Source organism: Enterobacter cloacae complex sp. SHL022, from assembly GCF_049237785.1.
GTDB classification, from domain to species: domain Bacteria; phylum Pseudomonadota; class Gammaproteobacteria; order Enterobacterales; family Enterobacteriaceae; genus Enterobacter; species Enterobacter hormaechei_C.
Genome location: NZ_JBMKJH010000001.1, coordinates 50,781 through 72,646 on the forward strand (window position 1 = coordinate 50,781; position 21,866 = coordinate 72,646).

The following is a 21,866-nucleotide window of genomic DNA, read 5'->3' on the forward strand; positions in this document are numbered from 1 at the left end:
CCCCGCCGTGGCGAGGTTTTACGATTTAGTGCAAGGCCAGCCAGAGGAGCTGACACCAGAAGAGGATCGACGCTGAGAATACGCCGAGCCATGACCAGTATTTTACGGTTGTCATGTTATTCATCATAGGGACACCAGACTTTAATTATTTAAGGTTGCGAGGTCTGCCCTCGTTCTATATTGCTGATGTGTATTTATTAAGGAGTACAAAAGCGCACAGTCTTTATTCAGACTATTTGCATCATTACGCAAAATTCAAAATTATTGTTTTTTGGGTTCGTCTTCCGCGAACACATCAATAAAGGCCTGCTGCTGTGGCGTCAGTTTCCAGGAAGCTGGCACGCTGGTTGCTGGCGCCTTACGGGCTTTGTGAGCATTGTCACGAAGCTGACACATCTCTTTTCTCGCTTCTGTACGCACCGTCATGACCATAATCAACCCCAGTAATTCCAGACAAGAAGAGCAACCACCACCCAGAACAGGGCAGAGCCAAGAAAGACCGCCAGCCAGGCTTTACGCTTAAGCGCGGGATCCCTTTGCGGTTCTTCACTTCCTGACGGCATTGCTAACCTCATACAATCGACATCGCTTATCATTTAGAGACCAAACAATTGGCACAAGTAATCATCTGATGAGATAAATCCTAAAGAAACTTTAGCCGAAAAGCCAGTGAATTTACGTATCTGGGCCTGGGAAAATTCAATCTTTTGACCCGAAATAAATAATTGAAAAGAATAATTTGCACACCTGTAAATTAGTTTCTACTTTTGTCGCAAATTTGCGACAGTAAAACCATAGTCATTTAATGGGTTATGACGATATATGACAGTGGACGTAGATGATGATAATTCTAATTCAGGTTTAAAGGGGAATGACGGTATCTTTCCGTACCAGAAAGATACCGGGTGTGATTATTTGGCGGGAAGTTTAATGTCTTTAAACATCTCTTCGATGTCTTCATTGGAGCGTAACGCTACAGCTGTATCCACCACGTCGCGCGTTAAATGTGGCGCGAAGCGTTGAATAAAATCATACATATAGCTGCGCAGGAACGTGCTGCGACGAAAACCTATCTTGGTGGTGCTGTGGCTGAAAATATCATGCGCATCCAGACGCACCAGATCCGGGTCTGAGACAGGATCCACCGCCATGCTGGCAATAACCCCAACGCCCAGGCCCAGACGCACATACGTTTTTATGACGTCCGCATCCGTCGCCGTAAAGACAATCCGTGGCGTTAATCCGGCGCGGTTAAACGCGGTGTCCAGTTCAGACCGGCCCGTAAAGCCGAACGTATAGGTCACCAGCGGGTATTGCGCCAGTTCTTCGATTGTCACTTCATCCTTCCCCGCCAGCGGGTGATCCGGGGTCACAACAATAGAGCGGTTCCAGTGGTAGCACGGGAGCATGACCAGATCATCGTACAGATGGAGCGCTTCCGTCGCGATAGCGAAGTCTGCATTGCCTTTAGACACGGCCTCTGCGATTTGCGTCGGTGAGCCCTGATGCATATGCAGGGAAACGCGGGGATAGCGTTCGATAAAACCTTTGATCACCCCGGGAAGCGCATAACGCGCCTGGGTGTGCGTGGTGGCAATATACAGAGAACCTTTATCGGGCCAGGTATGTTCCCCGGCGACGGATTTAATGGCGTCGACTTTGGAGAGCACTTCCCGTGCGATGCGTATGATTTCCTGTCCAGCCGGCGTGACCTGCGTGAGGTGCTTACCGCTGCGGGCAAATATCTGAATACCTAACTCATCCTCCAGCATACGCACCTGCTTGCTGATGCCGGGCTGAGAGGTATAAAGACCTTCTGCGGTGGAAGAGACATTGAGGTTATGATTGACGACCTCAACGATATAGCGAAGCTGCTGTAATTTCATGCCAGACCATCCGATTTAGCGCATGCGTCAATCGCTTAAGACGATTTGATAATAAAAAACGGGTTAACTATAACCACTATATCATTTATAGCCAGGCTGTATAGTACGGAACAAAAAATAATAACTACGTAATAAAAAAGGGCCGGAAGTCCGGCCCTTTCACAGGTAAGTTACGGTAAGGAAAGATTATTTCTTGCCTTCAACCCATTTCCCGTCGACAAAGAAGGCTGACCATCCGGTCGCTTTGCCCTCTTTCTCTGCCGCCACGTACTGCTGCTTCGTTTTACGGCTGAAGCGCACCACGGTTTTGTTGCCTTCCGGATCCTGCTGTGGCGCATCGGCCAGGTAACGCAGTTTTTCCGGCAGACGGTCACGGAAGCGGTACAACTCTTCTACCAGCGGCGCACGGGTTTCGCGCGATTTCGGGAAGGTGTTGGCCGCCAGGAATACCCCGGCAGCGCCGTCACGTAGCACGAAATACGCGTCTGACTTCTCGCACGGCAGCTCAGGAAGCGGAACCGGATCTTCCTTCGGCGGCGCAACTTCACCGTTACGCAGGATCTTACGCGTGTTTTTACAGTCGTCGTTGGTGCATGCCATGTACTTACCGAAGCGTCCCATTTTCAGGTGCATTTCGGAACCACATTTCTCACACTCAACGATCGGACCGTCATAGCCCTTAATGCGGAACTCACCTTCTTCGATCTCATAACCATCGCAGGTCGGGTTATTGCCACAAACGTGCAGTTTGCGTTTTGGATCGATCAGGTAGCTGTCCATCGCCGTGCCGCATTTCTTACAGCGGCGTTTGGCGCGCAGTGCGTTAGTCTCCGCATCGTCCCCTTCCAGCACGTTGAGAACTTCGTTCTCCGGCACGAGGTTGATGGTGGTTTTGCAACGCTCTTTCGGCGACAGCGCATAACCAGAGCAACCGAGGAACACGCCCGTGGTCGCGGTACGGATCCCCATTTTACGGCCACAGGTTGGGCAGTCGATGCTCGTCAGTACCATCTGGTTCGGCAGCATGCCGCCCTCTTCAGGATCTTTCTCGGCTTTCTCAAGCTGATTGGTAAAATCGCTGAAGAAGCTGTCGAGAACTTTCTTCCACTCTGCCTTATGGCTGGCAACCTCATCAAGGCTGTCTTCCATCTGCGCGGTGAAGTCATAGTTCATCAACTCGCGGAAGTTCGCTTCCAGACGGTCGGTGACAATCTCCCCCATTTTTTCAGCATAGAAACGACGGTTCTCAACGCGAACGTATCCACGATCCTGAATGGTCGAAATGATTGACGCATAGGTGGACGGGCGACCGATGCCGCGTTTTTCCAGCTCTTTTACCAGCGATGCTTCGCTAAAGCGCGCAGGTGGCTTGGTGAAGTGCTGAGCCGGGACCAGATCAACCAGCGACAGCTCGTCACCTTTGTTGACTGAAGGCAGCGTTCTGTCTTCATCACCTTTACGCAGCGCAGGCATCACTTTTGTCCAGCCGTCGAAGCGCAGAATACGGCCGCGCGCTTTCAGGCGGAAATCACCCGCGCCGACGGTCAGCGTGGTGGAGTCGTATTTCGCTGGCGTCATCTGGCAGGCTACGAACTGGCGCCAGATCAGCTGATACAGCTTCTGGGCGTCCGCTTCCATATCTTTCAGCGATTCTGCCAGAACCGAAACGTCAGAAGGTCGAATCGCTTCGTGCGCTTCCTGAGAATTCTCTTTGCTGGCGTACTGATTAGGACTGTCCGGCAGATATTTCTTACCGAAGTTGTCCTCGATATAGCCGCGCACCATGTTGACAGCGTCCTGGCTCAGGTTGGTGGAGTCAGTACGCATGTAGGTGATGTAACCCGCTTCATACAAACGCTGGGCCATCATCATGGTTTTCTTCACGCCGTAACCCAGACGCGTACTCGCCGCCTGCTGAAGCGTTGACGTGATAAACGGTGCGCCAGGCTTGCTGCTGGTCGGTTTGTCTTCACGATCCAGAACCTGATAACGCGCTTTTTCCAGCAGCGCCACGGCGGCCATGGTCTGATCGCGATTTTCAGGTCGGAACGGTTTGTCGTTGTGGTGGCTCACCTGCAACGGCAGCGCATCGCCGCCCGGCGTGGTGACATTCGCATCCACTTCCCAGAACTCTTCCGGGACGAACGCTTTGATCTCGCGTTCACGCTCAACAACAAGACGAACAGCAACAGACTGCACACGCCCCGCAGACAGGCCGCGAGCGACCTTTTTCCACAGCAACGGCGAGACCATGTAGCCAACAACGCGGTCCATAAAGCGACGCGCCTGCTGAGCGTTAACACGGTCGATATTCAGTTCACCCGGCTTTTCAAACGCCTGACGAATCGCATTCTTTGTAATTTCGTTGAACACTACACGGCTGTAGCGTTTGTCATCACCCCCGATCACTTCCCGCAGGTGCCATGCGATGGCCTCCCCTTCGCGGTCAAGGTCGGTTGCGAGATAAATGTGGTCTGCTTTTTCAGCAAGCTGTTTCAGCTCGTTAACGACTTTTTCTTTGCCTGGCAGCACTTCGTAATGTGCATCCCAGTTGTGCCATGGGTTAACACCCATGCGGTTGACAAGCGCGCTACGTTCATCCTTTTTAGGCTTTTTAGCCCCTTTGGTGGAGGTAGAGTCTGCGCTCTTTTTGCTGGCTGAGCCACTGGTCGGCAAGTCGCGAATGTGACCAACGCTGGACTTAACCACGTAGTCATTGCCCAGATATTTATTGATCGTTTTGGCTTTTGCCGGGGACTCAACGATGACGAGAGCTTTACCCATATTCACCTTTACCTAATTTAATTCTTCCAGGAATACGCCGCACGTTGATTTCCCTTCCGCTGACGACGAGCCATTGATATTGCGACGTCGTCAGGGGATATCAACCCCTATGTGTTACCGAACGTCAGAATGGCGACATCCAGGTCATTGAGTTTTCGGGTATTTTTCTCACATCAAAGTTCATTCGTGACGAATTCCCGGTCGAATGTCAAGCAATTCTGTTGCCAGAATGACGAAAGCGCACACTGTACCTGATAAAATTCGTTACGCAACTTTATTAGCATGCAAAAGCAAATCCCGCCAGCCAGCCCCTGTTCCTTATCCCCTCGGATAACAGGGAAAATTTGCCCCCGAAGCGACCCAGGCGTAGACTATTGTCACTGTTTAAGGAGTGGAATATGCAGAATACGACCCAACCCATTGACCGAGCTTCACTGCTTATCGAAGCAAACAAACTCATTCGCGACCATGAAGACACCCTGGCGGGGATTGAAGCGACTGGCGTGGAACAACGTAATGGCGTGCTGGTGTTCAGCGGTGAATACTTCCTTGATGAACAAGGATTACCCACCCCAAAAAGCACCGCCGTATTTAACATGTTTAAATACCTGGCGCATACCCTCTCAGAGAAGTACCACCTGGTCGATTAAAACGAAAACGCGAGGCATCTGCCTCGCGTTTTTCTTTACAGCAGCGGCTTTTGTCCGCGCTGCAACCAGCGTAGCAGCAGGCGATCCGCGCTTTCTGCCGCGCTATTGGTAAAACGGTCGAGCAGGCGCTTACGTCGGGTGAAGCGCACCCCCACCAGCTCACGGCCTTCCATCAGGTTGAGCAGGAGGTCGTCGCTGGTACCCACTTCATCCACCAGCCCTTTCTCCTGCGCCTGCGTGCCGTACCAGTGTTCGCCCGTAGCCACCTGCTCAATGTCCAGCGTTGGGCGCATGCGGTGCACGAAATCTTTGAACAGATGGTGGGTTTCGTTCAGATCTTCCCGGAATTTCTGCCGTCCCTCTTCGGTATTTTCGCCGAGCAGCGTCAGCGTACGTTTGTACTGGCCCGCCGTATGCAGTTCAATGTCGATCTCTTTATTTTTCAGGAAACGATTGAAGTTAGGGATCTGCGCGACTACCCCAATCGAGCCGATAATGGAGAACGGTGCCGCGACGATTTTATCCGCCACGCACGCCATCATATAGCCGCCACTCGCCGCGACCTTATCTACCGCTACGGTGAGCGGGATCTGTTTATCCCGCAGACGTTGTAACTGCGAAGCCGCCAGTCCATACCCATGCACTACGCCACCCGGGCTTTCAAGGCGTACCACCACCTGATCCTGGACTGTCGCCACGGCCAGCACCGCCGTCACTTCTTCACGCAGTGAGGAGACTTCATGCGCATCCATGCTACCTTTAAAATCGAGCACATAGACGCGCGGTTTTGCGTCAGCCTGTGGCGTGGCGAGTTTAGCTTTCGCCTTCGCAGCTTTGGCGTCCTGCTTATGTTTTTTCTTCTGGGCTTTTAGCCACAGCTTCTGTTGATGATCGTCAAGCAGCGCCAGAGACATCTCCTCCTGCATCTCTTTATACTGTTCGCTCAGGCGGGTAATGCGTAACTCACCACGCTGACGCTTACGCTGCGTCAGGTTGACAATCAGGACGGCAATCACCGCGACAGCTATAACCACCGTCGCGATTTTGGCCAAAAACAACCCATACTGAGAAAGTAATTCCACGCGTTCCACCTTGATTTAACCACGAATCTTTCACGCCAGTGTACAACAGCCCTGCGCAGGCGTCTCGCTCTGGACATTACCTCTGCGAGGCGGCTTCAGGAATCCCCCGTTTCTGGTTTAAATCTTTGCAAATTGTTAATTTCCCAGCGATCTGTCCTGTAGACTGATTGAATTCTGACGCTGTTTCGGGCATAAAGCCGAAAAGTCATAAATAAAGGTGCAAGTCACGCCCAATGCGCCTGAGGAGCCACCGTGCATTATCAGCCACAAAAAAACCTTCTACAGAACCGCATCATTCTGGTTACCGGTGCCAGCGACGGGATTGGTCGCGAAGCGGCGCTGACCTATTCTGAATACGGTGCGAGCCTTATTCTGCTGGGACGTAATGAAGAAAAGCTCAAGGCCGTCGCCCGTGAAATCGAAAACGCCGGCGGTACCCCCACGCCCTGGTATACGCTCGATCTGCTGACCTGTACGCCAGCGTCATGTCAGGCCCTTGCCCAGCGTATCAGCACGCATTATCCGCGTCTGGATGGCGTACTGCACAACGCGGGGTTACTGGGCGAAGTGCGCCCGATGGATGAACAGGATCCGGAGATTTGGCAGCAGGTGATGCAGGTTAACGTCAACGGGACGTTCTTCCTGACCCAGGCCTTGCTTCCTTTATTACTCAACTCCGATTCCGGCTCGCTGGTCTTTACCTCCTCCAGCGTGGGGCGTCAGGGGCGTGCGAACTGGGGGGCTTACGCCGTCTCAAAATTTGCCACCGAAGGAATGATGCAGGTGCTGGCCGAAGAGTACCAAAGCCGCCACCTGCGGGTTAACTGTATTAACCCGGGCGGTACACGCACCAAAATGCGTGCCAGCGCCTTCCCGACAGAAGATCCGCAAAAGCTTAAAACCCCGGCCGATATTATGCCTCTTTACCTGTGGCTGATGGGTGACGACAGCCGTCGTAAAACCGGAATGACCTTCGATGCCCAGCCAGGCCGCAAACCGGGGATATCGCAATGAGTGAAGATCGTCATCAGCAGCGCCAGCAGCGTCTGAAAGAACAGGTTGATGCACGCGTGGCAGCCGCTCAGGACGAGCGCGGGATCCTCATCGTGTTCACCGGCAACGGTAAAGGAAAAACCACCGCCGCATTTGGTACCGCCACCCGCGCAGTCGGACATGGGCAGAAAGTGGGCGTGATCCAGTTTATCAAGGGTGAATGGCCCAACGGCGAGCGTAATCTGCTCGAGCCGCATGGCGTTGAGTTTCAGGTGATGGCGACCGGTTTTACCTGGGATACCCAGAACCGGGAAACCGATACCGCAGCCTGCCTCGCCGTCTGGGAGCATGCCAAAAGAATGCTTTCAGACCCGTCGCTGAACATGGTGTTGCTGGATGAGATCACCTATATGGTGGCTTATGACTACCTGCCTCTGGAGGCCGTGCTGGCTGCCCTGAAAAACCGCCCAGCGCATCAGACGGTTATCGTCACGGGGCGCGGGTGTCATCGGGATATTCTGGAGCTGGCCGATACCGTCAGCGAGCTGCGTCCGGTTAAGCATGCGTTCGATGCGGGTATCAAAGCGCAAATGGGGATAGATTACTGAAGAAAAAAAGCCCGGTATATTCACCGGGCTTTTCGATTAACCGTTGTTATTACGGCTGCCAGAGCGGCGATTGCTGCTAACCTGGCTGTGACGCTTCACCGCACGGCGGATCTGATTCGCCTTCATGCGACGACGATCTTTCTCTACCGCTACTTTCGACGTGGTTTCTGGCGTCAGGCCAACCAGATCGCGCAGGTAGTTGGTTTGCGTCAGATCCAGTTCGGTATAGCCGCCACGTGGCAGGCCTTTCGGCAGCAGAATGTCGCCATAGCGGACGCGAATCAAACGGCTCACCTGGACACCGACCGCTTCCCACAGACGACGCACCTCGCGGTTACGTCCCTCTGTCAGGGTAACGTTGTACCACTGGTTAATGCCTTCACCACCGGTAAACTTGATGGTTTTGAACGCCGCTGGGCCGTCCTCCAGTTGAACGCCACGCGACAGGTCGCGCAGTTTGTTTTCATCAACTTGGCCGAAAACACGAACGGCGTATTCACGTTCCACTTCACGACTCGGGTGCATCAGACGGTTTGCCAGTTCACCATCGGTGGTGAACAGCAGCAGGCCGCAGGTGTTCACGTCCAGACGTCCTACGGCAATCCAGCGGGCGCCACGCAGTTTTGGCAGACGGTCAAACACCGTCGGGCGACCTTCCGGATCGTTGCGGGTACACAGTTCGCCTTCCGGCTTGTAGTAAGCCAGCACGCGGCAGATCTGTTCAGCAGACTCTTTCACGGAGATAAGATGGCCGTCAATGCGGATCTTCAGCCCCGGTACGATTTCAACGCGGTCACCGAGCGTGGCGATTTTACCGTCCACACTCACGCGGCCTGCTTCAATAATGGCTTCGATTTCACGGCGCGAACCGTGGCCGGCACGCGCCAGCACTTTCTGTAACTTCTCGCTCATTGAGCTTCCTCAGGTGTCGCCTTCACAGGCGTCGAATCAGGTCAAAAACAGGGCGGCGCCCTGCTTTGATGGCCGCGTAGTATATCTGCTTACACCCTTACAAGAAAGGCTTAACATCGCCCACGCCTTCACGAATGACTTCTGGCGCGTCTTCGGTGAGATCCACCACGGTGGTCGGCTGCTGGCCAAGATAGCCGCCATGGATAATCAGCTCCACCACCTTCTCCAGACGATCTTTGATCTCTTCCGGGTCGGACTCGGTAAACTCACTGCCCGGCAGCATCAGCGATGTGGAGAGCATCGGCTCGCCGAGGGTTTCCAGCAGCGCCTGGGCAATCGGGTTCGACGGCACGCGCATGCCGATGGTTTTACGTTTTTCCTGCAACAGACGACGCGGCACCTCTTTTGTCCCTTTCAGAATGAAGGTGTAGTTACCGGGCGTGTTGTTCTTAATCAGGCGAAAGGCCACGTTATCAACATAAGCGTAGGTCGACAGTTCAGAGAGATCGCGACACATCAGGGTAAAGTTGTGGCCGTCCGGCAGCTGGCGGATGCGACAGATGCGCTCCATCGCCCCTTTGTCCTCAATTTTACAGCCCAGCGCGTAGCCAGAATCGGTTGGGTAGACAATAACGCCGCCTTTGCGGACGATCTCCACGGCCTGATTAATCAGCCGTGGCTGGGGGTTATCCGGATGGATATAGAAAAACTGACTCATACTTCCCTCTCTTCAATTTGCTGTGGCTGTTCCCAGAGCTGCCAGACAGGCTCAACGCCCGCGGGTAACCAGAGCTTGCGCCCCAGTTCAATCCACGCGCAGGGCTGATGGAAATCTGAACCCTGTGAGCCAAGCAGGCCAAACTGACGGGCGTAGGTCGCGAGCTGCGAACGTTCATTGGGTGCCTGCTGACACTGGGCAACTTCCATCGCCTCACCGCCGCATTCGGCAAAGTGTGCCAGCAGTCTTTTCAGCCATTTAGCAGAAAGATTATACCGCCCCGGATGGGCCAGCACGGCCTTACCGCCAGAATGATGAATCACATCAATAGCTTGTTTTATTGTACACCACTGTGGGGGAACGTATCCGGTTTTCCCGCGCGCCAGATACTTTTTAAAGACATTCGCCATGGTCGTCGCCTTACCAGCGTCCACCAGAAAACGGGCGAAATGGCCGCGCGTCACCGCCCCACCGTTCGCCAGCTTTCGCGCGCCTTCCAGCGCACCGGGAATATGCGCTTTTTCCAGACGTTCGCCAATCATCTCCGCGCGTTGATTGCGGCGTGTTTTTTGTTCTTGCAAAAAAGCACGCATGGCCGGATGTTCTGTATCGATGTTCAGGCCAACGATATGAATTTCGTGGTTTTCCCAGACCGTCGAGATCTCAACCCCGGCCACCAGATCCAGCGCCAGTCCGCTGCGGACAATCTCGGCGCGCGCGGCGGGAATGCCGTCAGTGGTATCGTGATCGGTTATTGCCAGCGTGCCGACACGCATTTCAACGGCGCGATGGACCAGAGCTTCGGGTGTCAGCAGGCCATCTGAAGCCTGCGTATGGCTGTGTAAATCATAAATTACGGCGTAGGTGGTATCGCTCAAAGCACTTCCCATAACAGGTTGGAGACATCCGAAGCCCCTATGATACCGACTAACCGTGAAATACTGAAATCAGGGGTTGACAACACGCCATCGAACTAGTTAACTAGTACGCAAGTTCACACGAGAAAGGTATCTGAAAATGACAGCACATTTCGCTCTGCACGGTTGGTGGCGTACTTCCTGATCTTCGGGCAGTGTCACGCGTCTGCGATAAGCAAACAGATACCCAGCCCGCTACCCAGCGGGCTTTTTTTTGAACAGAATATGAGAACAACAACATGCAAACAGCCAAACCCCACCTCGAACTGCTGACCTGCGAGGCGGCCTATCGCCATAACCCTACCGCGCTGTTTCATCAGGTGTGCGGCGCACGTCCCGCGACGCTGCTGCTGGAATCTGCTGACATCGACAGCAAGGACGATCTCAAAAGCCTGCTGCTGGTTGACAGCGCGTTGCGCATTACCGCGTCGGGTGACACCGTCACTATTAAGGCGTTATCTGAGAATGGCGCGTCGCTGCTGCCGCTACTGGATGCGGCTCTGCCTTCAGGTATTGAAAATGAGCGTCATCCGGACCTGAGAATTCTGCATTTCCCACCGGTAAGCCAGCTGCTGGATGAGGATGCTCGCCTCTGCTCGCTCTCCGTTTTTGACGCCTTCCGTCTGCTGCAAAATCTGGTGGCCGTACCGGAAGATGAGCGCGAAGCAATGTTCTTTGGCGGGCTGTTTGCTTACGACCTGGTTGCTGGCTTTGAAGATTTACCCCAAACCGAGCAGGGTAACCGCTGCCCGGACTACTGCTTCTACCTGGCCGAAACCCTGCTGGTGATCGACCATCAGAAAAAATACACCCGCATCCAGGCCAGCCTGTTCACGCCGTCTGCGTCTGAGAAAAATCGCCTCGCGCAGCGCATCGCCCAACTGCAACAGCAGATGTCGGAAGCACCGCCCGCGCTCCCGGTGCAGCGTGTTGAAAAGCTGACCTGCGAGGTGAGTCAGACCGACGATCAGTACGGCGCGGTGGTGCGTCAGATGCAAAAAGCGATTCGTGCCGGGGAGATATTCCAGGTGGTGCCGTCCCGTCGCTTCTCACTGCCCTGCCCGTCGCCGCTGGCGGCTTACGATGTGCTTAAAAAGAGCAACCCAAGCCCTTACATGTTCTTTATGCAGGACAATGATTTCACCCTGTTTGGCGCGTCGCCGGAAAGCTCCCTCAAGTACGACGCCACCAGCCGCCAGATTGAGATCTACCCGATAGCGGGAACCCGCCCACGCGGCCGTCGTGCCGATGGCTCCCTGGACCGCGATCTCGACAGCCGCATTGAACTGGAAATGCGTACCGACCATAAGGAGCTCTCCGAACACCTGATGCTGGTTGACCTGGCGCGTAACGATCTGGCACGCATTTGCACGCCTGGCAGCCGCTACGTGGCGGACCTGACCAAAGTCGACCGCTACTCCTTCGTCATGCACCTGGTCTCCCGCGTGGTGGGTGAGCTGCGCCACGACCTCGACGTCCTGCACGCCTACCGCGCCTGCATGAACATGGGCACGTTGAGCGGCGCGCCGAAAGTCCGCGCTATGCAGCTGATCGCCGAAGCGGAAGGACGCCGTCGCGGCAGCTACGGTGGTGCCGTGGGCTATTTCACCGCTCACGGTGACCTCGATACCTGCATCGTGATCCGCTCCGCCTACGTTGAGGACGGCATTGCCACCGTCCAGGCCGGGGCCGGAATTGTGCTGGATTCTGTTCCGCAGTCGGAAGCCGACGAAACCCGCAGTAAAGCGCGCGCGGTACTGCGCGCCATTGCTACCGCACACCATGCACAGGAGATTTTCTGATGGCTGACATTCTGCTGCTCGATAATATCGACTCCTTTACCTACAACCTGGCAGATCAGCTGCGTGCGAATGGTCACAACGTTGTTATCTATCGCAACCACGTTCCGGCCCAGACGCTGATTGACCGTCTGGCGACCATGCAAAACCCGGTGCTGATGCTCTCCCCGGGCCCAGGCGCACCGAGCGAAGCAGGCTGTATGCCTGAGCTGTTGACCCGTATGCGCGGCAAGCTGCCGATTATCGGCATCTGCCTTGGCCATCAGGCGATTGTCGAAGCCTATGGCGGTTACGTGGGTCAGGCGGGGGAGATCCTGCATGGCAAAGCGTCAAGTATTGAACATGACGGTCAGGCGATGTTTGCCGGGCTGCCGAACCCGCTTCCGGTAGCGCGTTACCACTCGCTGGTTGGCAGCAACATTCCGGCCGGGCTGACCATTAACGCCTCGTTTGAAGGGATGGTGATGGCGGTGCGTCATGATGCGGATCGCGTCTGCGGGATGCAGTTCCACCCGGAATCTATCCTGACGTCCAACGGCGCGCGCCTGCTGGAGCAAACGCTCGACTGGGCGCTGCAAAAGCTGGAGCAGACCAACACCCTGCAACCGATTCTGGAAAAACTGTATCAGGCTCAGACCCTGAGCCAGCAGGAGAGCCACCAGCTGTTCTCCGCCGTCGTGCGCGGCGAGCTGAAGCCTGAGCAGCTGGCCGCTGCGCTGGTGAGCATGAAAGTGCGCGGCGAAAGCCCGCAGGAGATCGCCGGGGCGGCAACCGCGCTGCTGGAAAATGCCGCCCCGTTCCCGCGCCCGGACTACCCGTTTGCCGATATTGTCGGGACCGGTGGCGACGGCAGTAACAGTATCAATATTTCCACCGCCAGCGCCTTTGTGGCCGCGGCATGCGGTCTGAAAGTGGCGAAACACGGCAACCGCAGCGTGTCCAGCCGTTCAGGATCGTCCGACCTGCTGGCAGCTTTCGGTATCAACCTGGACATGAACGCCGAGCGTTCCCGTGAAGCGCTGGATGACCTGGGCGTCTGTTTCCTGTTTGCGCCGAAGTATCACACCGGTTTCCGCCACGCGATGCCGGTTCGCCAGCAGCTTAAAACCCGCACGCTGTTTAACGTGCTCGGTCCACTCATTAACCCGGCGCACCCGCCGCTGGCGCTGATTGGCGTTTACAGCCCGGAGCTGGTCCTGCCGATTGCGGAGACGCTGCGCGTCCTCGGTTACCAACGCGCCGCCGTGGTACACAGCGGCGGGATGGATGAAGTTTCCCTGCATGCGCCCACGCTGGTGGCGGAACTGAATAACGGCGAAGTGCTGAACTATCAGCTTGAGGCCGCTGACTTCGGGTTGACCCCGTACCATCAGGACGCCCTGGCGGGCGGCACGCCGGAAGAAAACCGTGACATTCTCACGCGCTTATTACAAGGTAAAGGTGAGGCCGCCCATGAGGCCGCCGTGGCGGCCAACGTAGCCATGCTGATGCGTTTACATGGCGAGGAAGATCTGAAAGCCAACGCCCAAAAAGTTCTGGACGTACTGCGCTCCGGTGCAGCTTACGATCGCGTTACCGCACTTGCGGCAAGAGGGTAAATAATGCAGACCGTTTTAGCGAAAATCGTCGCCGATAAGGCCATCTGGGTGGAAGCCCGCAAGCAACAGCAGCCGCTCGCCAGTTTTCAGAATGACGTCGTTCCGAGCAGCCGTCGTTTTTATGATGCGCTCCAGGGCGCGCGTACCGCGTTTATTCTGGAGTGTAAAAAAGCGTCTCCGTCCAAAGGCGTGATCCGTGACGATTTCGACCCGGCGCGTATTGCCGGTATCTACAAGCATCATGCGTCTGCCATTTCTGTGCTGACGGATGAGAAATATTTTCAGGGCAGCTTCGATTTTCTGCCCGTAGTCAGCGGCATCGCGCCGCAGCCGATTCTGTGCAAAGACTTTATTATCGACCCGTATCAGATCTGGCTGGCGCGCTTTTACCAGGCCGATGCCTGCCTGCTGATGCTCTCCGTGCTGGATGACGAGCAGTATCGCCAGCTCTCCGCCGTCGCGCACAGCCTGAATATGGGCGTGCTGACCGAAGTGAGCAACGAAGAGGAGCTGGAGCGCGCCATCGCGCTGGAAGCCAAAGTGGTCGGCATTAACAACCGCGACCTGCGCGACCTGTCGATTGACCTCAACCGTACGCGCCAGCTTGCGCCGCGTCTGGGCGCGGGCGTCACGGTGATCAGCGAATCCGGGATAAACAGCTACGCTCAGGTGCGCGAACTCAGCCACTTTGCCAACGGTTTCCTGATCGGCTCCGCGATGATGGAACACGACGATCTTAATGCGGCCGTGCGCCGCGTGCTGTTGGGTGAGAACAAAGTCTGCGGCCTGACCCGTGAACAGGATGCGCAGGCCGCATATGAAGCGGGCGCAATCTATGGTGGTCTGATCTTTGTTGAGTCCTCTCCTCGCGCCGTTAATGAGGAACAGGCGCGCAAGGTGATGGCGGCTGCGCCACTGAACTACGTGGGCGTGTTCCGCGATGCGGATATTAACGACGTTGCGGCTAAAGCGGACGCGTTATCCCTGAGCGCGGTTCAGCTGCATGGCGATGAAGATCAGGCGTACATTGATGCTCTGCGACATGCTCTGGCGCCTCAGGTTCAGATCTGGAAAGCGCAAAGCGTTGGCGCCACCCTGCCCGCGCGTAACCTGAAGCATGTTGATAAATACGTGCTCGACAACGGCCAGGGCGGCACGGGGCAGCGTTTCGACTGGTCACTGCTGCGTGGCGAAGTGCTGGACAATGTCCTGCTGGCGGGGGGATTAAGCCCCGATAACTGTGTGGAAGCGGCCAAAACCGGCTGCGCCGGCCTCGATTTCAATTCAGGCGTAGAGTCCCAACCGGGCATTAAAGACGCCAGCAAGCTGGCATCGGTATTTAAAACTCTGCGTGCATATTAAGGAAGAGAAGATGACGACATTACTTAACCCGTATTTTGGTGAGTTCGGTGGGATGTATGTCCCACAAATCCTGATGCCCGCGCTGCGCCAGCTGGAAGAAGCGTTCGTGAGCGCACAGAAAGATCCGGCGTTTCAGGCGGAGTTTACTGACCTGCTGAAAAACTACGCCGGTCGTCCGACGGCGCTGACAAGGTGCCGCAACCTGACCGAAGGCACTAAAACTACGCTGTATCTTAAGCGTGAAGATCTGCTGCACGGTGGCGCGCATAAAACTAACCAGGTGCTGGGCCAGGCGCTGCTCGCGAAGCGGATGGGTAAAACCGAAATCATCGCCGAAACCGGCGCGGGGCAGCACGGTGTGGCCTCAGCGCTCGCCAGCGCCCTGCTCGGCCTGAAATGCCGCATTTACATGGGGGCGAAGGACGTTGAGCGCCAGTCGCCGAACGTGTTCCGTATGCGTCTGATGGGGGCGGAAGTGATCCCGGTGCACAGCGGTTCTGCCACGCTGAAAGATGCCTGTAATGAAGCGCTGCGCGACTGGTCTGGCAGCTACGAAACCGCCCACTACATGCTCGGTACCGCCGCGGGCCCGCACCCGTTCCCGACCATCGTGCGTGAATTCCAGCGCATGATCGGCGAAGAGACTAAAGCGCAGATCCTCGAAAAAGAGGGTCGCCTGCCGGATGCGGTGATCGCCTGCGTTGGCGGCGGATCTAACGCCATCGGCATGTTTGCCGATTTTATCGACGAAACCAGCGTTGGGCTGATTGGCGTTGAGCCTGCCGGCCACGGCATTGAAACGGGCGAGCATGGTGCGCCGCTGAAGCATGGCCGCGTGGGGATCTACTTCGGCATGAAGGCCCCGATGATGCAGACCGATGAAGGGCAGATTGAGGAGTCTTACTCGATCTCTGCCGGGCTGGATTTCCCGTCCGTAGGGCCGCAGCACGCGTTCCTGAACAGCACCGGCCGCGCGGATTATGTCTCCATCACCGATGACGAAGCGCTGGAGGCCTTCAAAACGCTGTGCCGCAATGAAGGGATCATCCCGGCGCTGGAGTCTTCCCACGCGCTGGCGCACGCGCTGAAAATGATGAAGGAAAACCCGGAAAAAGAGCAGCTGCTGGTGGTAAACCTTTCCGGTCGCGGTGACAAAGATATCTTCACCGTTCACGATATTCTGAAAGCACGAGGGGAAATCTGATGGAACGCTACGACAACGCATTTGCACAACTGAAAGCCCGCCAGGAAGGCGCGTTCGTTCCCTTCGTGACGCTGGGCGACCCCGGCCCGGAGCAGTCGCTGAAGATTATCGACACCCTGATTGATGCCGGTGCCGACGCGCTGGAGCTCGGTATTCCGTTCTCCGATCCGCTGGCGGATGGCCCGACCATTCAGAACGCAACGCTACGCGCGTTTGCCGCGGGCGTGACGCCGAGCCAGTGCTTTGAAATGCTGGCGGCGATCCGTCAGAAGCACCCGACCATTCCGATCGGCCTGCTGATGTACGCCAACCTGGTGTTCAGCCGCGGTATTGATGCGTTTTACGCAGAGTGCGCCCGCGTGGGCGTTGACTCCGTGCTGGTGGCTGACGTGCCCGTTGAAGAGTCTGCGCCATTCCGTCAGGCGGCAATGCGCCACAACGTCGCGCCGATTTTCATCTGTCCACCGAATGCCGATGACGATCTGTTGCGCCAGATTGCCTCTTACGGACGAGGTTACACCTACCTGCTCTCCCGTGCGGGCGTCACCGGTGCGGAAAACAAAGCCGCGCTGCCGCTGCATCATCTGGTGGAGAAGCTTGCAGAATACCATGCTGCACCGCCGCTTCAGGGCTTTGGCATTTCCTCACCGGATCAGGTTACTGCGGCGATTGACGCGAAAGCCGCCGGGGCCATTTCGGGTTCGGCTATCGTGAAAATTATCGAGAAGAACGTGGATAAGCCACAGCAGATGCTGGCTGAATTACACGCATTCGTCACATCCATGAAAGCGGCCACGCGCAAGGCGTAACCGTTAACACCGTCTGGCCCCGGCGTCAGGCGGTTTTCCCTCCTCTCTTGCTGAAAGAAGCAGGTCAAAATTGATCCTGTCGATATTTTCGGTGTGAATGACTTTCCAAACTTTCGCGTAAGCGTATGATCTGGGCTCTTTTTAGCGTTACCCTTCTGAGTTCAGAGGTTATTCATGTCATGGTATTCCTTCAAACAGACTTACCTGGTTAAGTTCTGGTCACCTGTTCCGGCCGTTATCGCGGCAGGCATTCTCTCTACCTATTATTTCGGTATTACCGGCACCTTCTGGGCTGTTACGGGCGAGTTTACCCGCTGGGGTGGGCAGCTATTACAGCTGGCAGGCGTCCATGCCGAAGAGTGGGGCTACTTCAAACTGATCCATCTTGAGGGCACACCGCTGACCCGCATCGACGGGATGATGATCATTGGCATGTTCGGCGGCTGTTTTGCGGCCGCGCTGTGGGCCAACAACGTTAAGTTGCGCATGCCGAAAAGCCGCATCCGCATTATGCAGGCCGTGGTCGGCGGCATCATTGCCGGGTTTGGCGCTCGTCTGGCGATGGGCTGTAATCTGGCCGCGTTCTTTACCGGCATTCCGCAGTTCTCGCTGCATGCCTGGTTCTTTGCCGTCGCCACCGCCATCGGCTCCTACTTCGGTGCTAAATTCACCCTGCTGCCGCTGTTCCGCATTCCGGTGAAAATGACGAAAGTTAGCGCTGCCTCTCCGTTAACGCAAAAACCCGATCAGGCGCGTCGTCGTTTCCGCGTCGGTATGCTGGTCTTTTTTGCTATGGTTGCCTGGGCGATTTGCACGGCAATGAATCAGCCCAAACTCGGTCTGGCCATGCTGTTCGGCGTCGGCTTTGGTCTGCTGATCGAACGCGCGCAGATCTGCTTTACCTCCGCGTTTCGCGATATGTGGATCACCGGACGCACCATGATGGCGAAGGCGATCATTGCCGGCATGGCCGTGAGCGCAATTGGCATCTTCAGCTATGTTCAGCTCGGCGTGGAGCCAAAAATTATGTGGGCGGGCCCAAATGCCGTGATTGGCGGGCTGCTGTTTGGCTTTGGCATTGTGCTGGCGGGCGGGTGTGAAACCGGCTGGATGTATCGCGCTGTGGAAGGCCAGGTGCATTACTGGTGGGTGGGTCTGGGTAACGTGATTGGCTCTACCCTTCTGGCCTGCTACTGGGATGACGTCTCTCCGGTGCTGGCAACAAACTGGGACAAGGTCAACCTGCTGAAAACCTTTGGTCCACTCGGGGGGCTCCTGGTGACCTATGCCCTGCTGCTCATCGCCTTCTTACTGGTTGTTGCACAAGAGAAGCGCTTCTTCCGACGCGCCACCGCCAAAACTGAAACTCAGGAGAATGCCGCATGAAAGAGATCGTGCCTGATTATCGTCTCGATATGGTGGGTGAACCTTGCCCTTACCCGGCCGTCGCCACGCTTGAAGCGCTACCGCAGCTAAAGAAAGGTGAAATTCTGGAAGTGGTGAGCGATTGCCCCCAGTCGATCAATAACATTCCGCTTGATGCCAAAAATCACGGCTATACCGTGCTGGATATCCAGCAGGACGGACCAACCATTCGTTATTTAATTCAGAAGTGATTTCACGATCGAAAAAGGCCTCTCAGAGGCCTTTTCTAGTTTACTGGCTTTGGCCACCGTCGTCGTCTGAGCTTCGGCAGGCATGAATGAATGGTGAGACGTGTTCCGCAAACGGAACAGATAGCACCGTGAGGTAGGCTATGTGCTGGGCTGAACGTCGTGAACTGAAACTGTTTACCTGCACAAACCGGACACTCAAATTTGATGTTGGGGATATCCCCTCCAGACAGGTGTGTGGAACAACCACCATACAGCAATCACCGGCTGACAGGGGATATATCTTCTGTCAGAAACGATAGCCTGCTGAGAACATAAATACCCACGGATCCAGACGGGTATTGATACTTTGCTGCTGCCCGCCAGCTTTAAAGCGCACGTCCGTATCAATGTCCATATACCAGACAGAGGCGTTGATCAGCCAGTCACGATTAATCAGATAATCCAGACCAACCTGTCCCGCCATGCCCCACGAGTCTTTCAGGCTGAGATCGGAGAGCCCGGCCTCTTTACCGGTATCGTTAAATTTCTCATCAAAGAAGGTGGTGTAGTTAACGCCTGCACCAATATAAGGGCGCACCTTGCTGCTGGAATCGCCGAAGTACCACTGCGCCATCAGCGTTGGTGGCAAATGGTGCACCGTGGCAATGTCCCCGGTCGGTCCTAAACCGACGCGGTGACGGAATGGCGTGGCGGCTAAAAGCTCGACGCCAACGTTATCCGTTGCCATATACGTAAACGTCAGGCCTAACTGGGTGTTATTGCTGACGTTAAACCCGCCCATACCCAGCACATTGTCGGACCCTTCCGTTGGACGTACCGTTGCCGAACCGGCACGAATAAAGAATTCACCTGCTTCATGCGCGTAAGCGCCGCCAGAGAGACTGCTTAAGATAAGGGCTGCCACCGCTAATTTTTTCATATCCGCTCCATCGTTGTGGTTTTAATTGCGGAGGAGAATATACTCACAAATGAGTAATAAGTGATCTAACACAGATCACATTAAAACCAGTAAGTTAACATTCATTGATCTAGGTTAATTTTTGGTGACACCTCATAAAGCAATAAGTTGTTACCGCGTCAATTTTTGGCATTTCATGGTTACAAAATTTTCTGTTTTCCCTCTCTTGCGCTTCCTGTAGCGGCTGGATAATTTATCGCTCTCACAATGTGATTTGATGCGTTCTACTTTTGCAGGTGTGCCATGAGTGATCATAACCCGTGCATGACGTGCGGAGCCTGTTGTGCGTATTTTCGAGTCTCTTTCTGTTGGGCTGAAGCCAGCGATGGCGGCGGCACCGTTCCGGTCGATCTCACTGAACCCTTAACCCCTTTTCTGCGCTGTATGCGCGGCACCAATCAAAAACAGAGCCGCTGTGTGGCACTGGAAGGTGAACCTGGGGTATCCACCCGCTGCTCCATTTACGCGGATCGCCCCAGCCCGTGTCGCACTTTCGCGATGTCGGGAGAGGATGGGCAGGTCAATGAGGCATGCAATCGCGCCCGCGCCCGCTATGGATTACCGCCGCTTTACAAAGATATGCTTTTCCATACAAGCCTTGATGCTGCCACCAGCGTGTTATCCGGTGTACAATTGCCGGCTAATTAACACCTGCAATACTCAAGGAGAGTGCATGTCTATCACGGCGAAGTCTGTCTACCGTGACACGGGAAATTTTTTCCGCAATCAGTTCATTACCTTTTTACTGATCGCGTTGTTGTGCGCCTTTATTACGGTGGTGCTGGGTCATGCGTTCTCACCCAGTGATGAACAGATTGCCACGCTGAGCCAGGGGGATCATCTTGCAGGCAGCGCAGGGTTGTTTGACCTTGTGCAGAATATGACGCCAGAGCAACAGCAAATCTTGCTGCGCGCATCTGCGGCATCTACCTTCTCGGGTCTGATTGGCAACGCCATTCTGGCGGGTGGCGTGTTGCTGATGATCCAACTGGTATCTGCCGGCCAACGCGTCAGCGCGTTACGTGCAATCGGGGCCAGTGCTCCGGTGCTGCCAAAGCTGTTTATCCTCATCTTCCTGACCACGCTGCTGGTCCAGATGGGGATCATGTTGGTGGTCGTTCCGGGCGTGCTGCTGGCTATCGTGCTTTCATTCGCGCCAGTAATGGTTGTGCAGGACAAACTGGGCATTTTCACCGCCATGCGCAGCAGCATCAGGCTCGCATGGGCCAATATGCGACTGGTCGCCCCGGCCGTTATCAGCTGGCTGCTGGCCAAGACTCTGCTGTTGCTGTTTGCGCCGAATTTTGCGGTGTTAACGCCAAACGTCGGAGCGGTTGTCGCCAATACGCTGAGCAATCTGATTTCAGCCGTGCTGCTGGTCTATTTGTTCCGCCTGTACATGTTAATTCGTCAGTAACTGGGATCGCAGAATGAAGCAGTTTCTTGATTTTTTACCGCTGATCGTATTTTTCGCTTTTTATAAGCTGTACGACATTTATGCCGGCACGCTGGCGCTGATTGTGGCAACGGCTGTGGTGCTGATTTACAGCTGGGTTCGCTATCGCAAAGTTGAAAAGATGGCGCTCATCACCTTCCTGATGGTGGCGGTGTTTGGTGGTCTGACGTTGTTCTTCCACAATGATGAATTTATCAAATGGAAGGTCACGGTGATTTACGGCCTGTTTGCGGGCGCACTCCTCATCAGCCAGTGGGTGATGAAGAAGCCACTGATCCAGCGCATGCTGGGGAAAGAACTGACCCTGCCGCAGGCTGTGTGGGGGCGTCTGAATATCGCCTGGGCGCTATTTTTTATTCTGTGTGGTCTGGCGAATATCTATATCGCATTCTGGCTCCCGCAGAATATCTGGGTCAACTTCAAGGTGTTTGGCCTGACGGCGCTGACTCTTATCTTCACCCTGCTCAGCGGCGTTTATATTTATCGCCACATGCCGCAGGATGACAAGCACTGA

General features: G+C 55.3%; 24 protein-coding genes and 1 other annotated feature. Of the genes, 14 read left to right on the top strand and 10 right to left on the bottom strand.

Features of this window, described 5'->3' with window-relative positions:
- Window positions 1-25: 25 nt before the first annotated feature.
- The 5 genes from ymiC to topA form a co-directional block, all read right to left on the bottom strand.
- Window positions 26-124 (bottom strand): small membrane protein YmiC, encoded by a 99-nt coding sequence (gene ymiC, locus ACOTZD_RS00245; protein WP_032103392.1) that lies wholly within the window; start codon window positions 122-124, stop codon window positions 26-28.
- A 137-nt stretch (window positions 125-261) separates the two neighbouring features.
- Window positions 262-426, bottom strand: a complete 165-nt coding sequence (locus tag ACOTZD_RS00250; protein WP_162183706.1) for a hypothetical protein — start codon at window positions 424-426, stop codon at window positions 262-264.
- A gap of 8 nt (window positions 427-434) precedes the next feature.
- On the bottom strand, window positions 435-575 hold the full coding sequence (locus ACOTZD_RS00255) for a YmiA family putative membrane protein (RefSeq protein WP_213083754.1): 141 nt from the start codon (window positions 573-575) through the stop codon (window positions 435-437).
- Window positions 576-911: 336 nt separating this feature from the next.
- Window positions 912-1,886, bottom strand: coding sequence for an HTH-type transcriptional regulator CysB (cysB, locus tag ACOTZD_RS00260; protein WP_033486857.1), 975 nt, complete (start codon window positions 1,884-1,886; stop codon window positions 912-914).
- Window positions 1,887-2,072: 186 nt separating this feature from the next.
- Window positions 2,073-4,670, bottom strand: a complete 2,598-nt coding sequence (gene topA / locus ACOTZD_RS00265; RefSeq protein ID WP_003856806.1) for a type I DNA topoisomerase — start codon at window positions 4,668-4,670, stop codon at window positions 2,073-2,075.
- Window positions 4,671-5,068: 398 nt separating this feature from the next.
- Between topA and ACOTZD_RS00270 the strand changes: the two genes are divergently transcribed.
- Window positions 5,069-5,320, top strand: coding sequence for a YciN family protein (locus ACOTZD_RS00270; RefSeq protein WP_003856804.1), 252 nt, complete (start codon window positions 5,069-5,071; stop codon window positions 5,318-5,320).
- A gap of 35 nt (window positions 5,321-5,355) precedes the next feature.
- Here ACOTZD_RS00270 and sohB read toward each other — a convergent pair whose 3' ends face one another.
- On the bottom strand, window positions 5,356-6,402 hold the full coding sequence (gene sohB, locus ACOTZD_RS00275; protein WP_048240659.1) for a protease SohB: 1,047 nt from the start codon (window positions 6,400-6,402) through the stop codon (window positions 5,356-5,358).
- 252 nt (window positions 6,403-6,654) lie between these two features.
- Here sohB and ACOTZD_RS00280 point away from each other — a divergent pair, with 252 nt between their 5' ends.
- Window positions 6,655-7,416 carry a YciK family oxidoreductase gene (locus ACOTZD_RS00280; RefSeq protein WP_017384219.1) on the top strand — a complete coding sequence of 254 codons (762 nt, stop codon included), beginning with the start codon at window positions 6,655-6,657 and terminating at the stop codon, window positions 7,414-7,416.
- Window positions 7,413-8,003, top strand: coding sequence for a cob(I)yrinic acid a,c-diamide adenosyltransferase (gene cobO / locus ACOTZD_RS00285; protein ID WP_023314251.1), 591 nt, complete (start codon window positions 7,413-7,415; stop codon window positions 8,001-8,003). The genes ACOTZD_RS00280 and cobO overlap by 4 nt, the downstream gene beginning before the upstream one ends.
- 36 nt (window positions 8,004-8,039) lie before the next feature.
- Here cobO and rluB read toward each other — a convergent pair whose 3' ends face one another.
- The 3 genes from rluB to rnm form a co-directional block, all read right to left on the bottom strand.
- Window positions 8,040-8,915, bottom strand: a complete 876-nt coding sequence (gene rluB, locus ACOTZD_RS00290) for a 23S rRNA pseudouridine(2605) synthase RluB (RefSeq protein ID WP_003856794.1) — start codon at window positions 8,913-8,915, stop codon at window positions 8,040-8,042.
- Between the two features lie 97 nt (window positions 8,916-9,012).
- Window positions 9,013-9,633 (bottom strand): L-threonylcarbamoyladenylate synthase, encoded by a 621-nt coding sequence (locus ACOTZD_RS00295; protein ID WP_003856793.1) that lies wholly within the window; start codon window positions 9,631-9,633, stop codon window positions 9,013-9,015.
- On the bottom strand, window positions 9,630-10,523 hold the full coding sequence (rnm, locus tag ACOTZD_RS00300; RefSeq protein WP_023314252.1) for an RNase RNM: 894 nt from the start codon (window positions 10,521-10,523) through the stop codon (window positions 9,630-9,632). Before rnm ends, ACOTZD_RS00295 begins: the two co-directional genes overlap by 4 nt.
- A gap of 127 nt (window positions 10,524-10,650) precedes the next feature.
- Here rnm and trpL point away from each other — a divergent pair, with 127 nt between their 5' ends.
- From trpL to yedF, 8 genes are all read left to right on the top strand, one after another.
- Complete coding sequence (trpL, locus tag ACOTZD_RS00305) at window positions 10,651-10,695, top strand: trp operon leader peptide (protein ID WP_071524153.1); 45 nt, start codon at window positions 10,651-10,653, stop codon at window positions 10,693-10,695.
- Window positions 10,672-10,766: a sequence feature (Trp leader region), on the top strand. (Overlaps the previous gene by 24 nt.)
- 23 nt (window positions 10,767-10,789) lie before the next feature.
- Window positions 10,790-12,352: an anthranilate synthase component 1 gene (locus tag ACOTZD_RS00310; protein WP_099543743.1), complete on the top strand. Its 1,563-nt coding sequence runs from the start codon at window positions 10,790-10,792 to the stop codon at window positions 12,350-12,352.
- Entirely contained in the window at window positions 12,352-13,947 is a 1,596-nt protein-coding gene (trpD, locus tag ACOTZD_RS00315) for a bifunctional anthranilate synthase glutamate amidotransferase component TrpG/anthranilate phosphoribosyltransferase TrpD (RefSeq protein ID WP_017384223.1), read from the top strand. The genes ACOTZD_RS00310 and trpD overlap by 1 nt, the downstream gene beginning before the upstream one ends.
- A gap of 3 nt (window positions 13,948-13,950) precedes the next feature.
- Window positions 13,951-15,309, top strand: coding sequence for a bifunctional indole-3-glycerol-phosphate synthase TrpC/phosphoribosylanthranilate isomerase TrpF (gene trpCF, locus ACOTZD_RS00320; RefSeq protein WP_003856781.1), 1,359 nt, complete (start codon window positions 13,951-13,953; stop codon window positions 15,307-15,309).
- A gap of 10 nt (window positions 15,310-15,319) precedes the next feature.
- On the top strand, window positions 15,320-16,513 hold the full coding sequence (gene trpB / locus ACOTZD_RS00325) for a tryptophan synthase subunit beta (RefSeq protein WP_174402223.1): 1,194 nt from the start codon (window positions 15,320-15,322) through the stop codon (window positions 16,511-16,513).
- On the top strand, window positions 16,513-17,322 hold the full coding sequence (trpA, locus tag ACOTZD_RS00330; protein ID WP_032609356.1) for a tryptophan synthase subunit alpha: 810 nt from the start codon (window positions 16,513-16,515) through the stop codon (window positions 17,320-17,322). Before trpB ends, trpA begins: the two co-directional genes overlap by 1 nt.
- Before the next feature lie 174 nt (window positions 17,323-17,496).
- Window positions 17,497-18,708, top strand: a complete 1,212-nt coding sequence (gene yedE, locus ACOTZD_RS00335) for a selenium metabolism membrane protein YedE/FdhT (RefSeq protein ID WP_110108473.1) — start codon at window positions 17,497-17,499, stop codon at window positions 18,706-18,708.
- Window positions 18,705-18,938, top strand: coding sequence for a sulfurtransferase-like selenium metabolism protein YedF (gene yedF / locus ACOTZD_RS00340; protein ID WP_003856774.1), 234 nt, complete (start codon window positions 18,705-18,707; stop codon window positions 18,936-18,938). Before yedE ends, yedF begins: the two co-directional genes overlap by 4 nt.
- A gap of 286 nt (window positions 18,939-19,224) precedes the next feature.
- On the opposite strand, the gene ompW is transcribed toward yedF, so the two are convergent.
- The gene (ompW, locus tag ACOTZD_RS00345) at window positions 19,225-19,857 is read right to left on the bottom strand and encodes an outer membrane protein OmpW (RefSeq protein ID WP_017693317.1); all 633 of its coding nucleotides are present in this window, start codon (window positions 19,855-19,857) and stop codon (window positions 19,225-19,227) included.
- Between the two features lie 282 nt (window positions 19,858-20,139).
- Here ompW and ACOTZD_RS00350 point away from each other — a divergent pair, with 282 nt between their 5' ends.
- Genes ACOTZD_RS00350 through ACOTZD_RS00360 form a run of 3 tightly spaced genes read left to right on the top strand, consistent with a single transcriptional unit; the run spans window position 20,140 to window position 21,866 of the window.
- Complete coding sequence (locus tag ACOTZD_RS00350; protein WP_174402222.1) at window positions 20,140-20,544, top strand: YkgJ family cysteine cluster protein; 405 nt, start codon at window positions 20,140-20,142, stop codon at window positions 20,542-20,544.
- Window positions 20,545-20,569: 25 nt separating this feature from the next.
- Window positions 20,570-21,313: a YciC family protein gene (locus ACOTZD_RS00355; RefSeq protein ID WP_003856765.1), complete on the top strand. Its 744-nt coding sequence runs from the start codon at window positions 20,570-20,572 to the stop codon at window positions 21,311-21,313.
- 13 nt (window positions 21,314-21,326) lie between these two features.
- Window positions 21,327-21,866 (top strand): septation protein A, encoded by a 540-nt coding sequence (locus tag ACOTZD_RS00360; protein ID WP_003856762.1) that lies wholly within the window; start codon window positions 21,327-21,329, stop codon window positions 21,864-21,866.